Origin of the sequence: Herbiconiux sp. (genome assembly GCF_023264855.1) — a bacterium.
Taxonomy (GTDB): domain Bacteria; phylum Actinomycetota; class Actinomycetes; order Actinomycetales; family Microbacteriaceae; genus Herbiconiux.
Window position 1 is genome coordinate 76,231 of sequence record NZ_JAHFUW010000003.1, and the last position, 16,422, is coordinate 92,652.

General features: G+C 70.7%; 15 protein-coding genes. 11 read left to right on the top strand and 4 right to left on the bottom strand.

Going from position 1 to position 16,422, the window contains the following annotated elements; translation table 11 throughout:
- Positions 1-43 precede the first annotated feature (43 nt).
- Positions 44-1,333: an MFS transporter gene (locus Q0D75_RS02150; RefSeq protein WP_291048842.1), complete on the top strand. Its 1,290-nt coding sequence runs from the start codon at positions 44-46 to the stop codon at positions 1,331-1,333.
- On the opposite strand, the gene Q0D75_RS02155 is transcribed toward Q0D75_RS02150, so the two are convergent.
- Both Q0D75_RS02155 and Q0D75_RS02160 read right to left on the bottom strand, forming a co-directional pair.
- Positions 1,237-2,502: a 4-hydroxybenzoate 3-monooxygenase gene (locus Q0D75_RS02155; protein WP_291048845.1), complete on the bottom strand. Its 1,266-nt coding sequence runs from the start codon at positions 2,500-2,502 to the stop codon at positions 1,237-1,239. The genes Q0D75_RS02150 and Q0D75_RS02155 overlap by 97 nt on opposite strands.
- An 85-nt stretch (positions 2,503-2,587) precedes the next feature.
- Positions 2,588-3,340 (bottom strand): IclR family transcriptional regulator, encoded by a 753-nt coding sequence (locus Q0D75_RS02160; protein ID WP_291048847.1) that lies wholly within the window; start codon positions 3,338-3,340, stop codon positions 2,588-2,590.
- A gap of 115 nt (positions 3,341-3,455) precedes the next feature.
- On the opposite strand from Q0D75_RS02160, the gene pcaH reads away from it, so the two are divergent.
- The 6 genes from pcaH (at position 3,456) to Q0D75_RS02190 (ending at position 8,987) form a co-directional block, all read left to right on the top strand.
- On the top strand, positions 3,456-4,265 hold the full coding sequence (pcaH, locus tag Q0D75_RS02165; protein ID WP_291048849.1) for a protocatechuate 3,4-dioxygenase subunit beta: 810 nt from the start codon (positions 3,456-3,458) through the stop codon (positions 4,263-4,265).
- A gap of 2 nt (positions 4,266-4,267) precedes the next feature.
- Positions 4,268-4,828 carry a protocatechuate 3,4-dioxygenase subunit alpha gene (pcaG, locus tag Q0D75_RS02170; protein ID WP_291048852.1) on the top strand — a complete coding sequence of 187 codons (561 nt, stop codon included), beginning with the start codon at positions 4,268-4,270 and terminating at the stop codon, positions 4,826-4,828.
- The gene (locus Q0D75_RS02175) at positions 4,818-6,203 is read left to right on the top strand and encodes a lyase family protein (protein WP_291048855.1); all 1,386 of its coding nucleotides are present in this window, start codon (positions 4,818-4,820) and stop codon (positions 6,201-6,203) included. Before pcaG ends, Q0D75_RS02175 begins: the two co-directional genes overlap by 11 nt.
- A complete protein-coding gene (locus Q0D75_RS02180; protein ID WP_291048858.1) occupies positions 6,200-7,003 on the top strand; it encodes an alpha/beta fold hydrolase in 804 nt (267 codons plus the stop codon). Before Q0D75_RS02175 ends, Q0D75_RS02180 begins: the two co-directional genes overlap by 4 nt.
- Positions 7,000-7,401 carry a 4-carboxymuconolactone decarboxylase gene (pcaC, locus tag Q0D75_RS02185; RefSeq protein WP_291048860.1) on the top strand — a complete coding sequence of 134 codons (402 nt, stop codon included), beginning with the start codon at positions 7,000-7,002 and terminating at the stop codon, positions 7,399-7,401. The genes Q0D75_RS02180 and pcaC overlap by 4 nt, the downstream gene beginning before the upstream one ends.
- Before the next feature lie 188 nt (positions 7,402-7,589).
- Positions 7,590-8,987 (top strand): HNH endonuclease signature motif containing protein, encoded by a 1,398-nt coding sequence (locus Q0D75_RS02190; protein ID WP_291048862.1) that lies wholly within the window; start codon positions 7,590-7,592, stop codon positions 8,985-8,987.
- 507 nt (positions 8,988-9,494) lie between these two features.
- Here Q0D75_RS02190 and Q0D75_RS02195 read toward each other — a convergent pair.
- Entirely contained in the window at positions 9,495-10,118 is a 624-nt protein-coding gene (locus Q0D75_RS02195; protein ID WP_291048864.1) for a TetR/AcrR family transcriptional regulator, read from the bottom strand.
- Positions 10,119-10,205: 87 nt separating this feature from the next.
- Here Q0D75_RS02195 and Q0D75_RS02200 point away from each other — a divergent pair, with 87 nt between their 5' ends.
- From Q0D75_RS02200 to Q0D75_RS02210, 3 genes are read left to right on the top strand one after another with little or no spacing between them, the layout of a single operon-like run.
- A complete protein-coding gene (locus Q0D75_RS02200; RefSeq protein ID WP_291048866.1) occupies positions 10,206-11,855 on the top strand; it encodes a CocE/NonD family hydrolase in 1,650 nt (549 codons plus the stop codon).
- Complete coding sequence (locus tag Q0D75_RS02205; protein WP_291048867.1) at positions 11,852-12,352, top strand: DUF3237 domain-containing protein; 501 nt, start codon at positions 11,852-11,854, stop codon at positions 12,350-12,352. Before Q0D75_RS02200 ends, Q0D75_RS02205 begins: the two co-directional genes overlap by 4 nt.
- A 10-nt stretch (positions 12,353-12,362) precedes the next feature.
- Positions 12,363-14,033, top strand: a complete 1,671-nt coding sequence (locus Q0D75_RS02210; RefSeq protein WP_291048868.1) for an amidohydrolase — start codon at positions 12,363-12,365, stop codon at positions 14,031-14,033.
- Here the strand turns inward: Q0D75_RS02210 and Q0D75_RS02215 are convergent.
- Positions 13,991-14,611 (bottom strand): TetR family transcriptional regulator C-terminal domain-containing protein, encoded by a 621-nt coding sequence (locus Q0D75_RS02215; protein ID WP_291048871.1) that lies wholly within the window; start codon positions 14,609-14,611, stop codon positions 13,991-13,993. The genes Q0D75_RS02210 and Q0D75_RS02215 overlap by 43 nt on opposite strands.
- Before the next feature lie 131 nt (positions 14,612-14,742).
- Between Q0D75_RS02215 and Q0D75_RS02220 the strand changes: the two genes are divergently transcribed.
- On the top strand, positions 14,743-16,410 hold the full coding sequence (locus tag Q0D75_RS02220) for an ABC transporter substrate-binding protein (RefSeq protein ID WP_291048873.1): 1,668 nt from the start codon (positions 14,743-14,745) through the stop codon (positions 16,408-16,410).
- Positions 16,411-16,422 lie beyond the last annotated feature (12 nt).

The following is a 16,422-nucleotide window of genomic DNA, read 5'->3' on the forward strand; positions in this document are numbered from 1 at the left end:
TGAACACTCGATCAGGGTTCAAATGCTGAAACGAAGGAGTTTCATGACCACCGCAGACCCCGGCCTCGAACCGGTCGCCGTCCCCGCCGTCGAGGGACTCCCCAAGGACTCGCGCACGCTCTTCTCGGTGCCGCTGGTGCTGGCGCAGTTCTTCGTGCTGTTCTCGATCCTCACCCCCGTGGTGGTCGCGCTGTCGATCAAGCTCACGACGATCGTGCCGCCCGAGGAGGTCGCCGGAGCCCAAGGACTGGTGGGCGGGCTGACCGCCCTGTGCTCGATCATCGCCACCCCGATCGTGGGCAACCTGTCCGACCGCACGCGATCGCGATTCGGCCGCCGCCGCCCCTGGCTGATCGGCGGCGTGCTGCTCGGAACCGCGGCGCTGTTCGTCGTCGGAACGGCGAACACCGTGCTGCTCGTGCTGCTGGGCTCGATCCTCGCCGGTGTCGGCTTCAACGCGACCGCGGCGGCCATCGGCGGGCTCTACGCCGACCGCGTGCCCACGAAGTGGCACGGCCGGGTGGGGGCGCTGATCGGCGTGGCCACGAACTTCGCCGCCATCGCCGGCGCGGCCATCGCGACGCTGCTGGCGCCGAACATCGTGCTGATCTTCGTGATCCCCGGCATCCTCGCCATCGTGGTGGTCGCGATCCTCGCCGCCGTCATCAAGGACTCCAAAGACGACGTGCAGGGCGTGGAGCGCTTCTCCTTCGGCCAGGTGTTCAAGAGCTTCACCTGGCCAGTGCGGCAGAGCCATGACTTCACCGTCAACCTGGTGAGCCGCTTTCTGATCTGGATGGGCTACACCGCGATCATCGCGTTCCAGGCGCTGCTGTTCATCCAGCACTTCGGGATCGCGCCCACCGAGGTGGCCGGCTACCTGCTCGCGGCGACGGGCCTGTCCGGCATCGCGACGCTGGTCGGATCGGTCGGCGGCGGCTGGATCACGGATAAGACCGACAAGCGGCGCGGATTCGTGATCTTCTCAGGCCTCCTGATGGGGGCGGCGCTGGTGATCTATGCCTTCGCGCCGACGGTGGAGTTCGCAATCGGTGCCGGTGTGCTGATCGGCCTGGGCCTCGGCGTCTACCTCGCCGTCGACCTCGCCCTGGCGACCCGGCTCATCCCCGATCCGCGCTTCACCGGCCGCTACATGGGCATCGTGCAGCTGGCCAGCAACCTGCCGCAGTCGATCATGCCGTTCTTGGCGCCCCTGCTGCTGGCCATCGGCGCCGCTCAGGCGGGCCCGAACTTCCTGCTGCTGTTCGTGGTGGCCGGCGTGCTCTCCATCGTCGGTGCCTTGGTGATGCTGCTGATGCGCTCCACGCGCTGAGGCCAGCCGGTGTACGCCTCGGCCAGGTAGGTTCGGCCGGCCTCGGACTCGACCACGGTGCGCAGCTCACCGAGCTGCCGCCGGCGGTCGAAGTCGCCGGCATCGGGGGCGGTGTGCAACAGGCTCGTCATCCACCACGAGAAGTGCTGAGCCTTCCAGGTGCGGTCGAGGGCTCGCTCGGCGTAGGTGTCGATGAGCCGCTCGTCGCCCTCGCCGAGCAGCGCGCGCAGGGCCTCGGCGAGCAGCACGACGTCGGCGATGGCGAGGTTCATGCCCTTGGCGCCGGTGGGCGGCACCGTGTGCGCGGCGTCGCCGACCAGGGCCACCCGGTCGCGGCGCAGCTCGTGCGCCACGAAACTGCGGAAGCGCAGCACGTCGCGCTGGATGATCGGGCCCTCGTGGAGGGTGGTGCCGGGCACCCGTGCCTGCAGGGCGTCCCAGATCTCCGCATCGCTCGGCGCGGCCGCGTCGGCGTCGGGGTCGCATTGGAAGTACATCCGCTGCACCTGGGGGCTGCGCTGGCTGATCAGCGCGAAGCCCTGGTCGGAGTTGCTGTAGATGAGCTCCTGGGAGCTGGGCGGCGCCTCGCACAGGATGCCGAACCAGGCGAACGGGTACTCCCGCAGGTACCCGCCCGAGCGCGAGCCGGTGACGGTCGCGCGCACGACGCTCCGCGATCCGTCGGCGCCCACCACGAAATCGGCGTCGATCCGCAGGGGCTCGCCCTGCGCATCCGTGGCGACGACCGCCGGGTGCAGCGCGTTCGAGTCGTCGACGCTCTCCACGGTCGCCCCGAAACGGATGTCCTGACCGGCGCCGAGCCGGAGCGCGAGCAGGTCTTTCAGCACCTCGTGCTGCGGGTAGAGCCAGACGCTGCGGCCCACGAGCGACGGGAAGTCGATGCGATGGCCTTCTCCGTGGAAGCGCAGCTCGATGCCGTCGTGCCGGTGGCCGACGGTGTCGACGCGGGTGGCCGGATCGATCGCGCGCAGCAGATCGACGGTGCCCTGTTCCAGGATGCCGGCGCGGATGGTCGACTCGATCTCGGCGCGCGAGCGGGAGTCGACGATCACCGACTCGATGCCGGCGTCGGCCAGCAGCTGGGACAGGATGAGCCCGGCGGGCCCGGCGCCGACGATGGCGACGCGGGTGCGGATGGTGGTGGACATGGCGTCTCCTTCGACGATGGTGTCGCCATTGTGCGAGGCGGGTGCGCATCCGGAGTCCATGATTCCCGTTGATCGGGAATCGGCGTCAGAAGCGATAGCCGAGCGACCGCGCGATGTCGCCGGCCGCCCGGTGCAGCTCCACCACCGCGAAGTCGGCCTCCGCGTCGCGCGGCAGCACCACCGAGAGGGCGGCGATCACGCTTCCGGTCTCGTCGCGCACGGGAACGGCGATGCCGGTGGAGACCTCCTCGATGGAGCCCGGCGCGATGGCGTGGCCGAGCTGCCGCACCTCGGCGAGCTTGCGGCGAACGGCCTCCGGATCGCTCAGGGTCGCCCGGGTGAACGGCGCGAGCCGTGACGAGAGCACCCGTTCCTGCAGATCGGGCGGACCGAACGCGAGCAGCACCAGGCCCGAGCTCGAGGCGTGCAAGGGCAGCCGGCCGGCCACGCGGGTGATGTTCGAGCCCGAGTCGGGGCTGCTGAGGCGCTCGAGGAAGAGTGCCTCGTCCTGCTCCAGGATGGCGAGCTGGGTGTGCTCGCGCACCCGCGACTGCACCCGCTCCATGAACGGCATCGCGGCCTGGCGCAGGCGCAGCGCGTGCGAGGAGCGGGTCGAGAGCTCCCAGAGCCGCATGCCGATGCGCACCCGGCGCTCCTCATCGCGCTCCAGTAGCCCGGCCTCGACGAGCTCGTTCACGATGCGGTGCGCGGTGGAGCTCGGCAGGCCGGCACGGCGGCCGATCTCGGTGGCGGTCTGCACCGTGCGCGTGGGGGTGAAGGTGTCCAGGATGCGCACCAGGCGGTCGGTCGCGGAGTCGCCCGTGGGGGAGTTTGCCATGCTCCAGGATGACATGCCGGCGCCGTCGTTCCCATTCATCGGGAAGCCCGCACATCCGGTCCGCCCGATGGCGCACCATGGATGCACCCCGTTCCGAGGCGTCGAAGGAGACACCGTGACCGCATCCACCACTGTGGCCCCCGAGAGCCTGCTGGCCGCGCCCGACCGGGCTTCGCAGACCGAGATCACCGCCGAGATCGGCGAACGGCACGCTGACCTGGCCCGCCGTGAATGGGCCGGGGAGAGCATCCGGGCGACGGTGCACGACTTCCCGCCGTATCGATCGAGCCTCCTTCGGCACCCCACCAAGAACCTCAAGCTGGTCGATCCCGAGACCATCGAGCTGCTTTCACCGGCCTTCGGGCAGCGCGACGTGGCCGCGGTGGAGAGCGACCTCACCGTGCAGCACGCGGGGGAGCCGCTGGGCGAGCGGATGACGGTGCGCGGGCGTCTCACCGATTCGTGGGGCCGGCCCCTGGCCAACCAGCTGATCGAGATCTGGCAGGCCAACTCGGCCGGCCGGTACATCCATCAGCGCGACCAGCATCCGGCACCGCTCGACCCGAACTTCACCGGGGCGGGGCGGGCCGTCACCAACGACGCCGGCGAGTATGCGTTCACCACCATCAAACCCGGCCCGTATCCGTGGAAGAACCACGTCAACGCCTGGCGCCCCGCACACATCCACTTCTCGGTGTTCGGCAGCTCGTTCACGCAGCGGCTGGTGACGCAGATGTATTTCCCGGGCGACCCGCTGTTCGCCCTCGACCCCATCTTCAACACCATCTGGCGACCGAAGGACCGCGAGAGCCTGATCGGCGTCTACGACCACGACCTCACCTCGCCCGAGTGGGCCACGGGGTATCGTTTCGACATCGTGGTCGACGGGCCGGATGCCACGTGGTTCGAGAACGAGAGCGAGTGACCATGTCCGTTCCCGCACGCACCCTGCGGCCGACGCCCGGCCAGACGGTCGGTCCGTTCTTCGCCTACGGCGTGGCCTACGAGCGGATGAACCAGGTCGTCGACCCCTATGCCCCCGGTGCCGTGCTGCTCGGCGGCACGGTCTTCGACGGGGCGGGCGAGCCCGTGCCCGACGCCTTCGTGGAGATCTTCGGCGCCGATCCGGATGGCGTCGTGCCCCGCTCCCGGGGCGCATTCCGGCGCGACGACCACACCTTCACCGGGTTCGGCCGGGCGTTCACGAACGACGACGGCCGCTACGAGTTCTTCACCCGCGCGCCCGGGGCCGCACCGGGCCGGGCCGCGTTCTTCGCCGCCATCGTCTACGCCCGCGGGCTGCCCGACAAGCTGCACACCCGCATCTACCTGCCCGATGACGCCGCCGCTCTGGCGGCCGATCCGTTCCTCGCCACGCTCGACGCGGGGGAGCGGGCGACGCTCGTCGCCTCGCGCGCGGCCGACGATCAGCTGCACCATGACATCCGCCTGCAGGGCGAGCGAGAGACGGTGTTCCTTGCCTTCTGAGGCCTTCGACCACGGACTGCTCTCGCCGGTGACAGTGGGGCACGACGCCCTCGTCTCCGACGACGCCGTGCTCGCCGCGCTGGTGCGTGCCGAACTCGGCCTGGTGCAGGCCTGGTCGGCGCTGGGCGCCCTGCCCGCCGAGACGGCCGGGATGATCGCCGCCGCTTGGGGCTCGGAGGCCGAGGCCACGGCCGGGTCCGGGTCCGGGGACGGGTCTGCGTCGATGCCGGTGCTCGCGATCGACGTGGCCGGGCTCGCGGTGGCGGCGGTCGACGGCGGCAACCCCGTGATCCCGCTCGTGGGTCTGCTCAAGAATGCGCTCCCCGCCGAGGAGCGCCGCTGGGTGCATCGCGGCGCCACCAGCCAGGACGTGCTCGACACCGCGCTCATGCTCGTCGCGCGACGCGCGATCGACGCCGTGCTCATCGACCTCGCGCGCGCCGAGGCGTCACTGGCCGCCTTCGCCGCCGAGTACCGCGACCTCGTCGCGGCCGGCCGCACCCTCGGCCAGCACGCCGTGCCCACCACCGTCGGGCTCCGTGCCGTGGTCTGGCTCGGCGGCATCCGGCGCTCCCGCCTCCGTCTTCAGCAGCTCACCCTGCCGGTTCAGCTCGGCGGGGCCGCCGGAACCCGGGCCTCGTTCCTCGAGATCGGCGGCCCCGATGCCGCGCTGCTGCCGGCCCGGTACGCCGAGGTGCTCGGGCTCGACGACGCGCACGACGTCTGGCACACCAGCCGCTGGCCCGTCACCGAGCTCGCCGACGCCCTCACCCAGACCACGGATGCGCTGGGCAAGCTGGCCGGTGACGTCGTGACCCTCTCGCGCACCGAGATCGCCGAGGTCTCGACCGGGGCCGGCGGCGGATCGTCGGCCATGCCGCAGAAGAGCAACCCCGTGTCGGCCGTGCTCATCCGCTCGGCCGCCCTGCGCGCCCCGCAGCTGGCGGCGACCCTGCACCTGTGCGCCGCGCTCGCCGACGACGAGCGCCCGTCCGGAGCCTGGCACGCCGAGTGGCCGACGTTGCGCGAACTGCTGCGGGTGGCGCTGGGTGCGAGCGCTCAGGCGGCGAGGCTCACGGCCGCCCTGCGCGTCGACCGAGACGCGGTGGCCCGGAATCTCGCGGTCACTCGCGGACTCATCCTGGCCGAGCGGCTGTCGATCGTGCTCACGCCCCTCATCGGCGCGGAACGGATGAGTGCCCTGGTGGCCGCGGCGGCCGCGGGCGGCGACCTGGCGGTGCTGCTCGCCGACCTGCCCGAGGCGGGCGACATCGACGTCGCCGCGCTCCTGGACCCGGCGACCTACTCCGGCGACGCCGCGGCCGCCGTCGATCGTGCCACCACCCACAACGACACCGGGGAGGCGCGGCGATGACCGTTCCCACGTTGACCATCCGGGAGCTCGGCGGAGACGCCGGGCTGCCGCTGCTCGTGCTCGGGCCGTCGCTCGGCACCTCGACGGTGCTGTGGGAGGCCGCGGCACCCGCTCTCGCCGAGCACCACCGCCTGCTGGCGTGGGATCTGCCCGGGCACGGTGAGTCTCCCGCAGCCACCGACGCCTTCACCGTGGCCGAGCTGGCCGACGCGGTCGTCGCCGCGGTGGACGGTACGAGTGCCGGCGAGGAGCCGTTCTTCATGGCCGGTGTCTCCCTCGGCGGCGCGACCGGCCTCGAACTGCTGCTGCGGCACGGCGAGCGGGTGCGCGCGGCGGCGATCGTCGCCTCCGCGGCCCGGCTCGGTGAACCACAGGCCTGGCACGAGCGGGCATTCAAGGTGCGGGCGGAGAGCACCTCCAGCCTCATCATCGCCTCGGCGGAGCGCTGGTTCGCCCCGGGGTCGGTGGCCGCGCATCCGGAGCTCACCGGGCGCCTGCTGCATGCCTTGCAGGACGCCGACGACGAGTCGTACGCCCAGTGCTGCGAGGCGCTCGCCGCCTACGACGTGCGGGAGCGGCTCGGAGAGGTCCCGGATCGCGTTCCGGTGCTGGCACTGTGGGGGCGTCACGACGCCGTCGCACCCGAGTCGTCGGCGGTCGAGATCGCCACCGGGGTGCCGAACGGGGAGTCGGCCGTGACCGAGGGCGCCGCACATCTGCCGCCTGCCGAGCAGTCGGAGGCCACCGCGGCCGCCCTGATCGAGTTCTTCGCCCGCCACACCGAGGGAGCACGTCCATGACCCGATCCGAGAGCGACGGCCTCACCGACGCCGAGCGCTGGGAGCAGGGCATGGCCGTGCGCCGCGCGGTGCTCTCCGACGCGCACGTCGATCGCGCCACGGCGGCCACGACCGATCTGACCTCCGATTGGCAGGACTTCATCACCCGCGTGGCCTGGGGTGACGTGTGGTCGCGCCCCGGACTGGACCGCCGCTCGCGTTCGATCGCGGTGCTCAGCTCGCTCATCGCCCACGGCCACGAGGAGGAGCTCGCGATGCATCTGCGCGCCGCTCGGCGCAACGGGCTGACGGTGCAGGAGATCGGCGAGGTCATCCTGCAGTCGGCGATCTACTCGGGGGTCCCGGCCGCCAACACCGCGTTCCGCATCGCGTCCACGGTGTTCGCGGAGAACGCCTGAGGCGTGTCTCGTAAAGCGTTGGTGGATTCCGCGGCGTGAACCTCCATGCACCTCTCCGTCCGGCCCGAAGTAGAGGACATATCCCTTAGCGGCCGGGGACCGCAACTCGTCCAGATCAGCCACCCCACAGGGCCATCTCCTCGCAAACTATTCGAGCTTTCATCAGGTCTTTCTGATAGAATCTCAGTATGCAGATAGCCACTCGATTCCAAGGGATCGCCGCCGATCTCCGTGGTGACGCGGGCGAGAAGGATGCCGCGATGGCGGGGCTCGGTGACGAGGATCTGCTCGAGGTCATGGCCGCGATTGAGGCGGCCGGGCGGGCGCTCTCGGCCTGGCAGATTCGGGTGGCCGGCGAGGTCGGGGTGCGGTCCCGCAGCGAGCTAGGTGATGAGGGCTTGAGCCGGTCGCAGAACTTCACCAGCCCCGTGAAACTGGTCTCTACGGTCACGGGCACGTCGGCGCGGGAGAGCAAGGCGCGACTCGAGGTCGGGCGACGTTTGCGCGGTGCCGTGCTTCTGGGTGGCGGTGAAGGGCCGGCCCCGTTCCCGGCCGTCGGTTTGGCCCTTGATAGCGGCATCCTCGCGGTTGAGACGGCGTCGATCATCGTCAGCCGGTGCGCCGAACTTGCAGAGCGCGGGTGTGCCCCTGATGTGGTGGCCTGTGCCGAGCAGACACTCGTCGACGAGACCATCACGAAGCACCTGACTGCGGATCAGACCTCCAGGCTCGCCATCCACCTGCGTGAGGTGATCGATCCCGATGGTGCGGAGCCTCGGGATGACCGGCTCCAGCAGCAGCGCTCCCTCACCATCGGCCAGGCCAGCGACGGGATGATCCGGGGCCGGTTCGCCCTCACACCCGAACAGGGCGCGGTGTGGCTGGCGAGCATCCAGGCGATGCAAAGCCCCCGCATTGCAGGTTCGCCCTCCAGTGGGCCGCGGTTCCTGACCGAGGACGAATACGTGGCGCAGACCGCTACCGCTGATATCCGTTCGCAGGTGCAGAAGAACGCCGATACGATTACCGAACTCATCGCTCGCGCCGCTGGCGCCCCGGACATGCCTCGCCTCAACGGCGCCACCACCACCCTCAACGTGCACATCACTCTCGACAACATCGAAACAGGGCGCGGGGTCGGCTGGATCGACGGCATCGACGAGCCCGTTCCCGCCTCCACCATCGCGCAACTGCGCTGCACCTCCCCCACCGCCGCAACCCTATTCAACGATCGCGGTGCGGTGCTCTACCACGGCAAAACGGAGCGCCTCTTCACTCCGGCCCAGAACCGGGCACTCGCAGCGCGAGACGGCGGATGTGTGTGGCCCGACTGCGACCGACCACCGTCTTTCTGCGAAACACATCATGCAGACGAGTGGGTTTCCGCCGATCATCCACCGGGTCGTACCGACATCGACAACGGTGTGCTGCTCTGCCATTTCCATCACTCGCACCTGCATAAGTCATCCTGGAAACTAACCATGCATTCGGGTGTGCCTCACCTGATCCCGCCGAGGTGGATCGATATCGAGCAGACGCCGATCCCGACCACCCGCCGACGCACCACCCAACGCCCAGCCGCCTAACCACGCACGCCCATTTCCCCGAACCGGGCATAGTCATCGAGGGCAAGCGCGAAGCGCGCGGCAGACCATCACCAGGCCAAGCATCCGGGCACCGAACCGTACGGGGCTGCCGCGCGCTTCGCGCTTGCCCTCGATGATCATGGCTGGGTCGACAAAAGCTTGGTCCGGTAAGAGCCTGATCGCACTCGGGGCAGGCGAAGGTCGCCAGTGAGAGTCCCGGCCGGCCGGGCACGCGAGCCGATTCTGCTGACGAGCCACGGCATGCGCACCACGGTCTGATTCTGTCGCGCCTCTCCACTCGGGACATCGTCGCGGTGATGCCGCAGGCTCCGACCAGATCGACCACAGAAGACGGCAACTGCGGGCCATCGCGTATCGCCGCGACAAACTCGCCCTCACCTATCGACGAGGCGCTCTCCTCCGAGCCATCACCATCTCGACACACGCATCAGGAGACGCGCCCTCTGGTCCGCTCCGAGACGGCGATCGAGCGACACGGTCTGCCGGTCAGTGGTCGTTCGTGGGTGACGTCGGCAGGGCGGCGATCAGGCGTTCGGCGCTGCGCCGGGCGGAGGCCGTGCGCTGCGCCGAGACCTCGAGGTCGGCCATGAAGACGTTGCCGATGGCCAGGGTCAGGATGCCGTACGCGGCGTCGGCACGGGCATCCGGTTCGCATTCGGGGTGTGTGGTGGCGAGGATCGCGGCCAGCTCGCTCTGCGACGACAGGTAGGCGTCGACCACGATCGCGTGGATGCTCGGATTCGTGCGCGCGGCGTCGACGAAGGCCAGGGCCACGGTGTTCTCGGGGCCGGGCTCGGCGAAGTCGCCGAAGAGGTAGTCGAGCGCCGCCTCGATGGTGGCGGTGTCTTCCGGCAGGAAGGTTCCGCCGTGCGCGGCGACGGGATCCTCGGCCCCGGCCTCCGGCACCTCGCCGAAGTACAGCAGCACGGCGGCATCCGTCAGCACCGCATCGCGGTTGCCGGCGTAGTGGCGTACGTGACCGCGCGCCATGCCCGCTTCTTCGGCGATGCCGTCGAGGGTCGTGGCCGCCAGGCCGTGCGCGGCGATGCAGCGGATGGCCGCTTCGAGGATCTGACGGCGGCGCTCGGTGGCGAGGGAGGGGCGGCCCACGGTGACTCCTGAAAAGTTATTAGTCGGACTTGACTAAAAACTATCAGAGTGTCTACCGTGTGGAAACCGCAACTTCGGAAGGATGCCGTGATCGAGATCGAGAAGGTCGGGCCGGGGCCCGTCAGCCCCCTGGCCCGCGAGGAGTCCGTGCGGATGCGCGACGGCGTGCGCCTGGCCACCGACGTGTATCTGCCGGGCGGCGATGATGCCCCCGGCGACACCATCCTCATCCGCCTGCCCTACGACAAGAGCGGCGCGTACACCTTCATCCCACTGATCGCCGAGTACTTCATGCGCTCGGGCTACCGTGTGGTGGCGCAGGACGTGCGGGGCAAGTTCCGCTCCGAGGGCGAGACGCTGCTGTTCGTGAACGAGGCCTACGACGGCTACGACACGATCGACTGGGTGGCGCAGCAGCCCTGGTCGAACGGCCGCGTGGCGATGTGGGGCGACAGCTACTACGGCTACACCCAGTGGGCGGCGGTGTCGACGCAGCATCCGGCCCTCAAGGCCATCGCGCCGCGGGTGACCGGCACCCAGCTCGGCGAACCGGTGCAGAAGACGGCCGACGACGTGGTGCGCCGGGTCGAGTGGGCCATCACCTACCTCTACCCGCTGTCGTACTTCCACTCCCAAGACGCCTACTTCTGGCCGCTCGATCCGGAACGCCGGCCGTTCAGCGATCAGGCCGAGCAGGCGATCGCCGCCATCGGCTCCCGCTCCCTCTCGTACGACCAGTGGTTCCCGCGGCCCGTGCATCTGCGCCGATTCCCGGCGGGCAGCCCTTTCGACGCCCGCCCCGTGCCGACGCTGCACACCATCGGCCTTTGGGACAACTGCGCGCCGCTGTCGTGGGCCGACGTGGCCGAGATTCAGAAGCGGCCGGCCTGGGCGATGAACCACTTCCTGCGCCTGGAGGCGATGGATCACGAGTCGTTCTACCTCGACGACCCGCTCGAGGCCCGCGGCGAAGAGCGGCCCGAGGCGCAGATCCGGGCCGAGCTGCCGCGGATGCTGCAGCCCGCCCTCGACTTCTTCGAAGTGTTCGTGCGCGGCAACGGCGGAGTCGACGACATCCCGCGCGTCACCTGGGCGCTCGCCGGAACCGACGAGGTGCGCACCGCCGACTCCTGGCCGCCCGCGCAAACCGCCGAGCTCACGTTCTTCGCCACTGCCGAGGGTCTGCTGGCAACGGCTCCGGATGCCACGACCACCGAACGCGGGTGGACGCACGACCCCGCCGACCTCGTGCCGTCCAGCGTGCAGAACGCCTTCGCCTTCCTCGCCGCGCAGCCCGACGAGGCTCCGCTCGGCGACCGCGACGACGTGCTCGTGTTCACGGGTGAACCGCTCGAGCAGCAGCTCGACCTGGTGGGCCCGGTCACCGCGACCGCGCGCATCCACTCCGACGGACCGGTCATGGACTTCTTCGTGCGCCTGCTCGATGTCGCCGCCGACGGTACCGCGCTGCGGATCGCGCGCGGCCAGGTGCAGCTCGCCGATGCCCGGCGGGCGACCGATGTCGTCGTCGACCTCGGTCAGGTGGCCTACCGGCTGGCTCCCGGCCACCGCCTGCGCCTGCACGTGAGCAGCAGCGATCACCCCGAGTTCATCCCGCAGCCGGGCACCGGCGAGGATCCCTGGTCGGCGGTCGAGACCCGGCCCAACCACCAGACCCTCGTTCTCGGCCCCGAGGCCGGATTCGCCCTGACCATCACCACCCTGGAGGACCGATGACGAACGCACCCACGACCGCCGCCGAAACCACACCTCCGGCCCTGCCCGACCCCGTTCTCGAGTTCGCCTTCGAGATCCGCGCCGGCATCGACCCCTTCGTGCGGATCGGCCGCAGCGCCGACGAGGAGCTCACCTTCACGCCGGTCAGCGGCGGCACCGTGGCGGGCCCGCTGCTGAGCGGCGTCGTGCTCGCGGGCGGCGGCGACTGGGCGGTCGAGCGCAGCGGCACCGCCCAGCTCGAGGCGCGTTACCTGATCCGGGCCGACGACGGCACCGTGATCGACATCCTGAACCGCGGCTACTACCGGGCCTCCGAGGAGGTCATGGCGCGCGTGCAGGCGGGCGAGAACGTGTCCGAGAGTGAGTACTACTTCCGCACCGCGCCGGTGTTCCAGACGGATGCTCCGGCCCACCGCTGGCTCGCCGAGCACCAGTTCGTGGGGCTCGCGCGGGACGAAGACGGCCAGGTCTGCATCCGCATCTTCGTGGTGCGCTGAGATGACCGGGATGTTCGACACCATCTACGTCGGCGGCCGAGCCTTCACCGCCGGCTGGGACGCCTCGCGCGCGCTCGGTGTGGGCGTGCGCGACGGCCGGATCGCGGCCGTCGCCGCCGACGACGAGCTGCGCGCGGCCGGGGCCGCCGAGGTGGTGGAGCTGCGCGGCGGCCTCGTGCTGCCGGCCTTCCACGACGCCCACGCGCATCCGATCGCCGGGGCCGTCGAGCTGCTGCAGTGCGATCTCGCCGAGGCGGTCGACGCCGACGACTGCCTGGCCCGCATCGAGCGCTACGCCGCTTCGCTCGCCGAGGACGAGTGGGTGCTCGGCGGCGGCTGGTCGATGCCGCACTTCCCGGGCGGCACGCCCACCCGTCAGCAACTCGACCGGGTCGTGGGCGGTCGCCCGGTCATGCTGCACAACCGCGACCACCACGGCGTCTGGGTGAGCACCCGCACGCTCGAGCTCGCCGGGATCACCGCTCTGACCGAGGATCCGGCCGACGGGCGGATCGAGCGCGAGGCCGACGGCTTCCCGAGCGGCGTGCTGCACGAGGGGGCGGTGCAGCTGATCGACGACGTCGTTCCGGGCACCAGCCCCGAGCTCGCGGCCCGCGCGCTCGACCGGGCCCAGAGCGAGTTCTTCGCCCGAGGGCTCTCCGGCTGGCAGGACGCCTGGGTCGGTCGCACGGCCGGCGTCGACGACCTGCTCGACACCTACGTCGCCGCGGTGCAGGACGGTACGCTCCGAGCGCGCATCACCGCCGCGCTGTGGTGGGAGCGCGACGGCGGCCTCGCCCAGCTGGCGGGCCTGCGCGAGCGGCGTGCCCGCGTCGAGGCGCTCGGCCGGCCCGATCTGCTGATCGCCGACACCGTCAAGATCATGGTCGACGGGGTGGCCGAGAACTTCACGGCCGCGCTCAGCGAGCCGTACCGCGATGCCTGCGGGCACACGACCGGCAACAGCGGTCTCACCTTCCTGTCTCCGGCCGACCTCACCGAGGCGGTCGTGGCTCTGGATGCCGAGGGCTTCGTGGTGCACTTCCACGCGCTCGGCGACCGGGCGGTCACCCTCGCGCTCGACGCCCTCGAGGCGGCGCGCGCGGCCAACGGGGTGCGTGCCTCCCGCCACCACCTGGCCCACCTGCAGCTCGTGCAGAGCTCCGACGTGCCGCGCTTCGCCGCACTGGAGGCGACCGCCAACCTGCAGATGCTGTGGGGCGCGGTCGACGACCAGCTCGACGAGCTGACCTTCCCGTTCATCGACCCGCGACTGGTCGGGCGGCACTACCCGTTCCGCGAGTTGCGGGATGCGGGGGCGCGGCTCGCGGCCGGCTCCGACTGGCCGGTGTCGACGCAGGACCCGATCGAGGCCGTCCACATCGCCGTCAACCGCGCGGCGCCGGGGGACGAGCCCGACGACCGTATCCGCACCGATCAGGCCCTGGACCTGTCCGACGCGCTGGCCGCCTACACGGCCGGATCGGCATTCGTCGGCGGACGGAGCGGGATGTCCGGGGCGCTAGTTCCGGGGCTGGCCGCCGACCTCGTCGTGCTCGATGCCGATCCCTTCGCCGTGCCGCGCGACGAGCTGCACCGCGTGCGCGTGCGGGAGACCCGGGTGGCGGGGGAGTGCGTCTACAGCGCCGAGGGCGACGCCGACGCCGCGGGCGCCTCGTGATCGGCGCCGGAGCGCGGCAGACCCGCCAGCGTCGCCTGCACCAGGTCGCGAACGCGCGTCTCGTCCCAGTGCTCCGAGTCCTCCATGGTGGCGATGTACGCCCCGCGCACCAGCACGTAGAGCAGCTCGGCCACGTGCCGGGGGTCGGTGAATCCCGACTCGCGCGCGGTCGATTCCAGAACATCCTGGAACTCGCGCGACTCCCGCTGCAGCGAGGCTCGCAGCTCGGGCTCGACGCCCGCGTTGGCCACGATCTCGAGGATGAGCGTGCGCAGCACGGCGTCGTCGGGGCTCGAGCTGAGCGACCAGTCGACCAGGCCGGCGAGGCGCTCGGAGGGCGGCAGGGCGGCGACGGCGGCGCTGCGCTCCTCGAGCCAGCGGTCACGCCCCTGATCGAGCGCGTTCATGATGAGCGCGGCCCGGGACGGCAGGTAGTTCGTTACGAGCGTCGTGGAGCCGCCGAGCTCGCGGGCCACCGAACGGATGGTCACCGCCTGCGCTCCCGCGGTGCGGGCCACCCGGATGGTCGCCGCCGCGATGTCGGCGTAGCGCTGACCGGTATCCACCTCACGAGGCATGTCACCAACTCTATACAGCGCCGTAACATGAATGCAACAATGATGTACAACACTGTTGTATTACAGTGGGAAGGTCACGGCAACGCCGCCGTGGCCGTCGAACCCGCTGTGAGAATCCGAAAGGGAACGAGATGAGAATCCGAGGCACAGCCGCCGCGGTCGTCGCAGTCGGAGCGGCCGTCGTGCTGCTCGCGGGATGCACGCCCCGGGACAACGGTACCGGCACTCCCACGGGAGCGCCCGCATCCTCCACCCCCGTCGACCTCGTCTCGTCGTTGCCCGCGGGCACGACGGCGGTCGACGAGGTCACCTGGGGCCTGGCCGAAGGGGAGCCGGCGCTGCTCGCCCCGGGCGGCGACTACAACTTCGTCACCCCCAACCTGTGCGACAGCCTGCTGCGCGTGACGCCCGACTTCGGCGTGGAGCCCGGAATCGCCGAGAGCGCCGAGTTCGTCGACCCGGTGACCTTCGTCATCGACATCCGCCCGGGCGTCACCTTCTGGGACGGCTCGCCCGTGACCCGGGACGACGTGGTCTACAGCCTCGAACGCGACCGCGATCAGCGCTCGGCGTTCTACGGCGCGACCGTGCTGATCGTGCCCGGCGCCGACGGCATCGCCGTCACGGGCGAGAACCAGGTGACCGTGCGCTTCGTGGCGCCCGACTCCACCTTCCGCGACGCGATCGCGGGCGGCGCCGGCGCGGTGCTGAGCAAGGCCTTCGGCGAGCAGGCCGGAGCGGCCCTCGGCACCTCGGCGGGCGGCGTTCTCTGCGCGGGGCCCTACAAGCTCGACTCGTGGACGCCGGGCCAGGACATCGTCACGGTGGCGAACGACACCTACTGGGGCGGCGCTCCCGAGGTGAAGAAGATCACCTACAAGTTCGTGCCCGACGGCACCACCCTCACCAACGCCCTGCTGGCGGGGGAGATCGACGGGGCGTACAACGTGCCGCCGGCCAATCGCGGCGAGTTCGAGTCATCCGGCACCGGCACCTTCGTGGTCGGCCCGTCGACCGCCTCGTTCTCGTTCGGCCCCACGCGCAGCGAGGGCCTGGGGGCGAACCCGAAGATCCGCCAGGCGCTCAGCCTCGCCATCGACCGCGACCAATACATCCAGACCGTGCTCAACGGCCTGGGCGAGGCGCAGTCGACCTTCGTCGCTCCCTTCTCCTGGGAGAGCTCGGATGCCGCGGCCACCTACAAGGCCGGATACGACGCCCTCGAGGCGCCCACCACCGACATCGCCGCCGCCAAGGAGCTGGTGCAGGAGTCGGGTGAAGACACTTCGGTGCCGCTGCGGATCGTGATCCCGGCCGGCTCGACCGAGCTCTCGCAGACCGCTGCCATCATGCAGAGCGCCGCGCAGCAGATCGGCCTCACCGCCGAGATCGACGAGCGGCAGGCGGCCGACTACGCCGCGATGTTCTCCGACCCGTTCAACGAGAGCCTGCGCGCCGACACCGACCTGATCGCCGCGACCGGCTACACCGAGACGCCGGGCGTGCTGGCCTACCCGCAGCTGTTCCTGCTACCCGTCGACCAGGGCGGCATCTTCAACTGGAGCGACTACGCCGACGCCGACGTGACCGCCGCGCTCCAGACGGCACGCACGACACCGGATGCCGAGGGCGCCGCCGCGGCCTACGTCGATGCGCAGGCGATCTTCGCACCCGACCAGCTGCAGGTCACCCTCGCCGGGGCGTACCACACCACGTTCCTGTCGAACGATCTCACCGGTGTCGTGACCTCGATCGCCGCGTACTCCAGCCCCTGGGCGCTCGCGCTGGGTGGCAAGTGACCGGGGCGCTGG

Excerpts from the sequence above, each read along its gene's own strand:
- Q0D75_RS02155 (WP_291048845.1), bottom strand. The coding sequence starts at position 2,502 with ATGTCCACCACCATCCGCACCCGCGTCGCCATCGTCGGCGCCGGGCCC.
- Q0D75_RS02220 (WP_291048873.1), top strand. The coding sequence starts at position 14,743 with ATGAGAATCCGAGGCACAGCCGCCGCGGTCGTCGCAGTCGGAGCGGCC.
- Q0D75_RS02150 (WP_291048842.1), top strand. The coding sequence starts at position 44 with ATGACCACCGCAGACCCCGGCCTCGAACCGGTCGCCGTCCCCGCCGTC.
- Q0D75_RS02160 (WP_291048847.1), bottom strand. The coding sequence starts at position 3,340 with ATGGCAAACTCCCCCACGGGCGACTCCGCGACCGACCGCCTGGTGCGC.
- Q0D75_RS02205 (WP_291048867.1), top strand. The coding sequence starts at position 11,852 with ATGACGAACGCACCCACGACCGCCGCCGAAACCACACCTCCGGCCCTG.
- Q0D75_RS02180 (WP_291048858.1), top strand. The coding sequence starts at position 6,200 with ATGACCGTTCCCACGTTGACCATCCGGGAGCTCGGCGGAGACGCCGGG.
- Q0D75_RS02215 (WP_291048871.1), bottom strand. The coding sequence starts at position 14,611 with ATGCCTCGTGAGGTGGATACCGGTCAGCGCTACGCCGACATCGCGGCG.
- pcaC (WP_291048860.1), top strand. The coding sequence starts at position 7,000 with ATGACCCGATCCGAGAGCGACGGCCTCACCGACGCCGAGCGCTGGGAG.
- pcaG (WP_291048852.1), top strand. The coding sequence starts at position 4,268 with ATGTCCGTTCCCGCACGCACCCTGCGGCCGACGCCCGGCCAGACGGTC.
- Q0D75_RS02190 (WP_291048862.1), top strand. The coding sequence starts at position 7,590 with ATGCAGATAGCCACTCGATTCCAAGGGATCGCCGCCGATCTCCGTGGT.
- Q0D75_RS02210 (WP_291048868.1), top strand. The coding sequence starts at position 12,363 with ATGTTCGACACCATCTACGTCGGCGGCCGAGCCTTCACCGCCGGCTGG.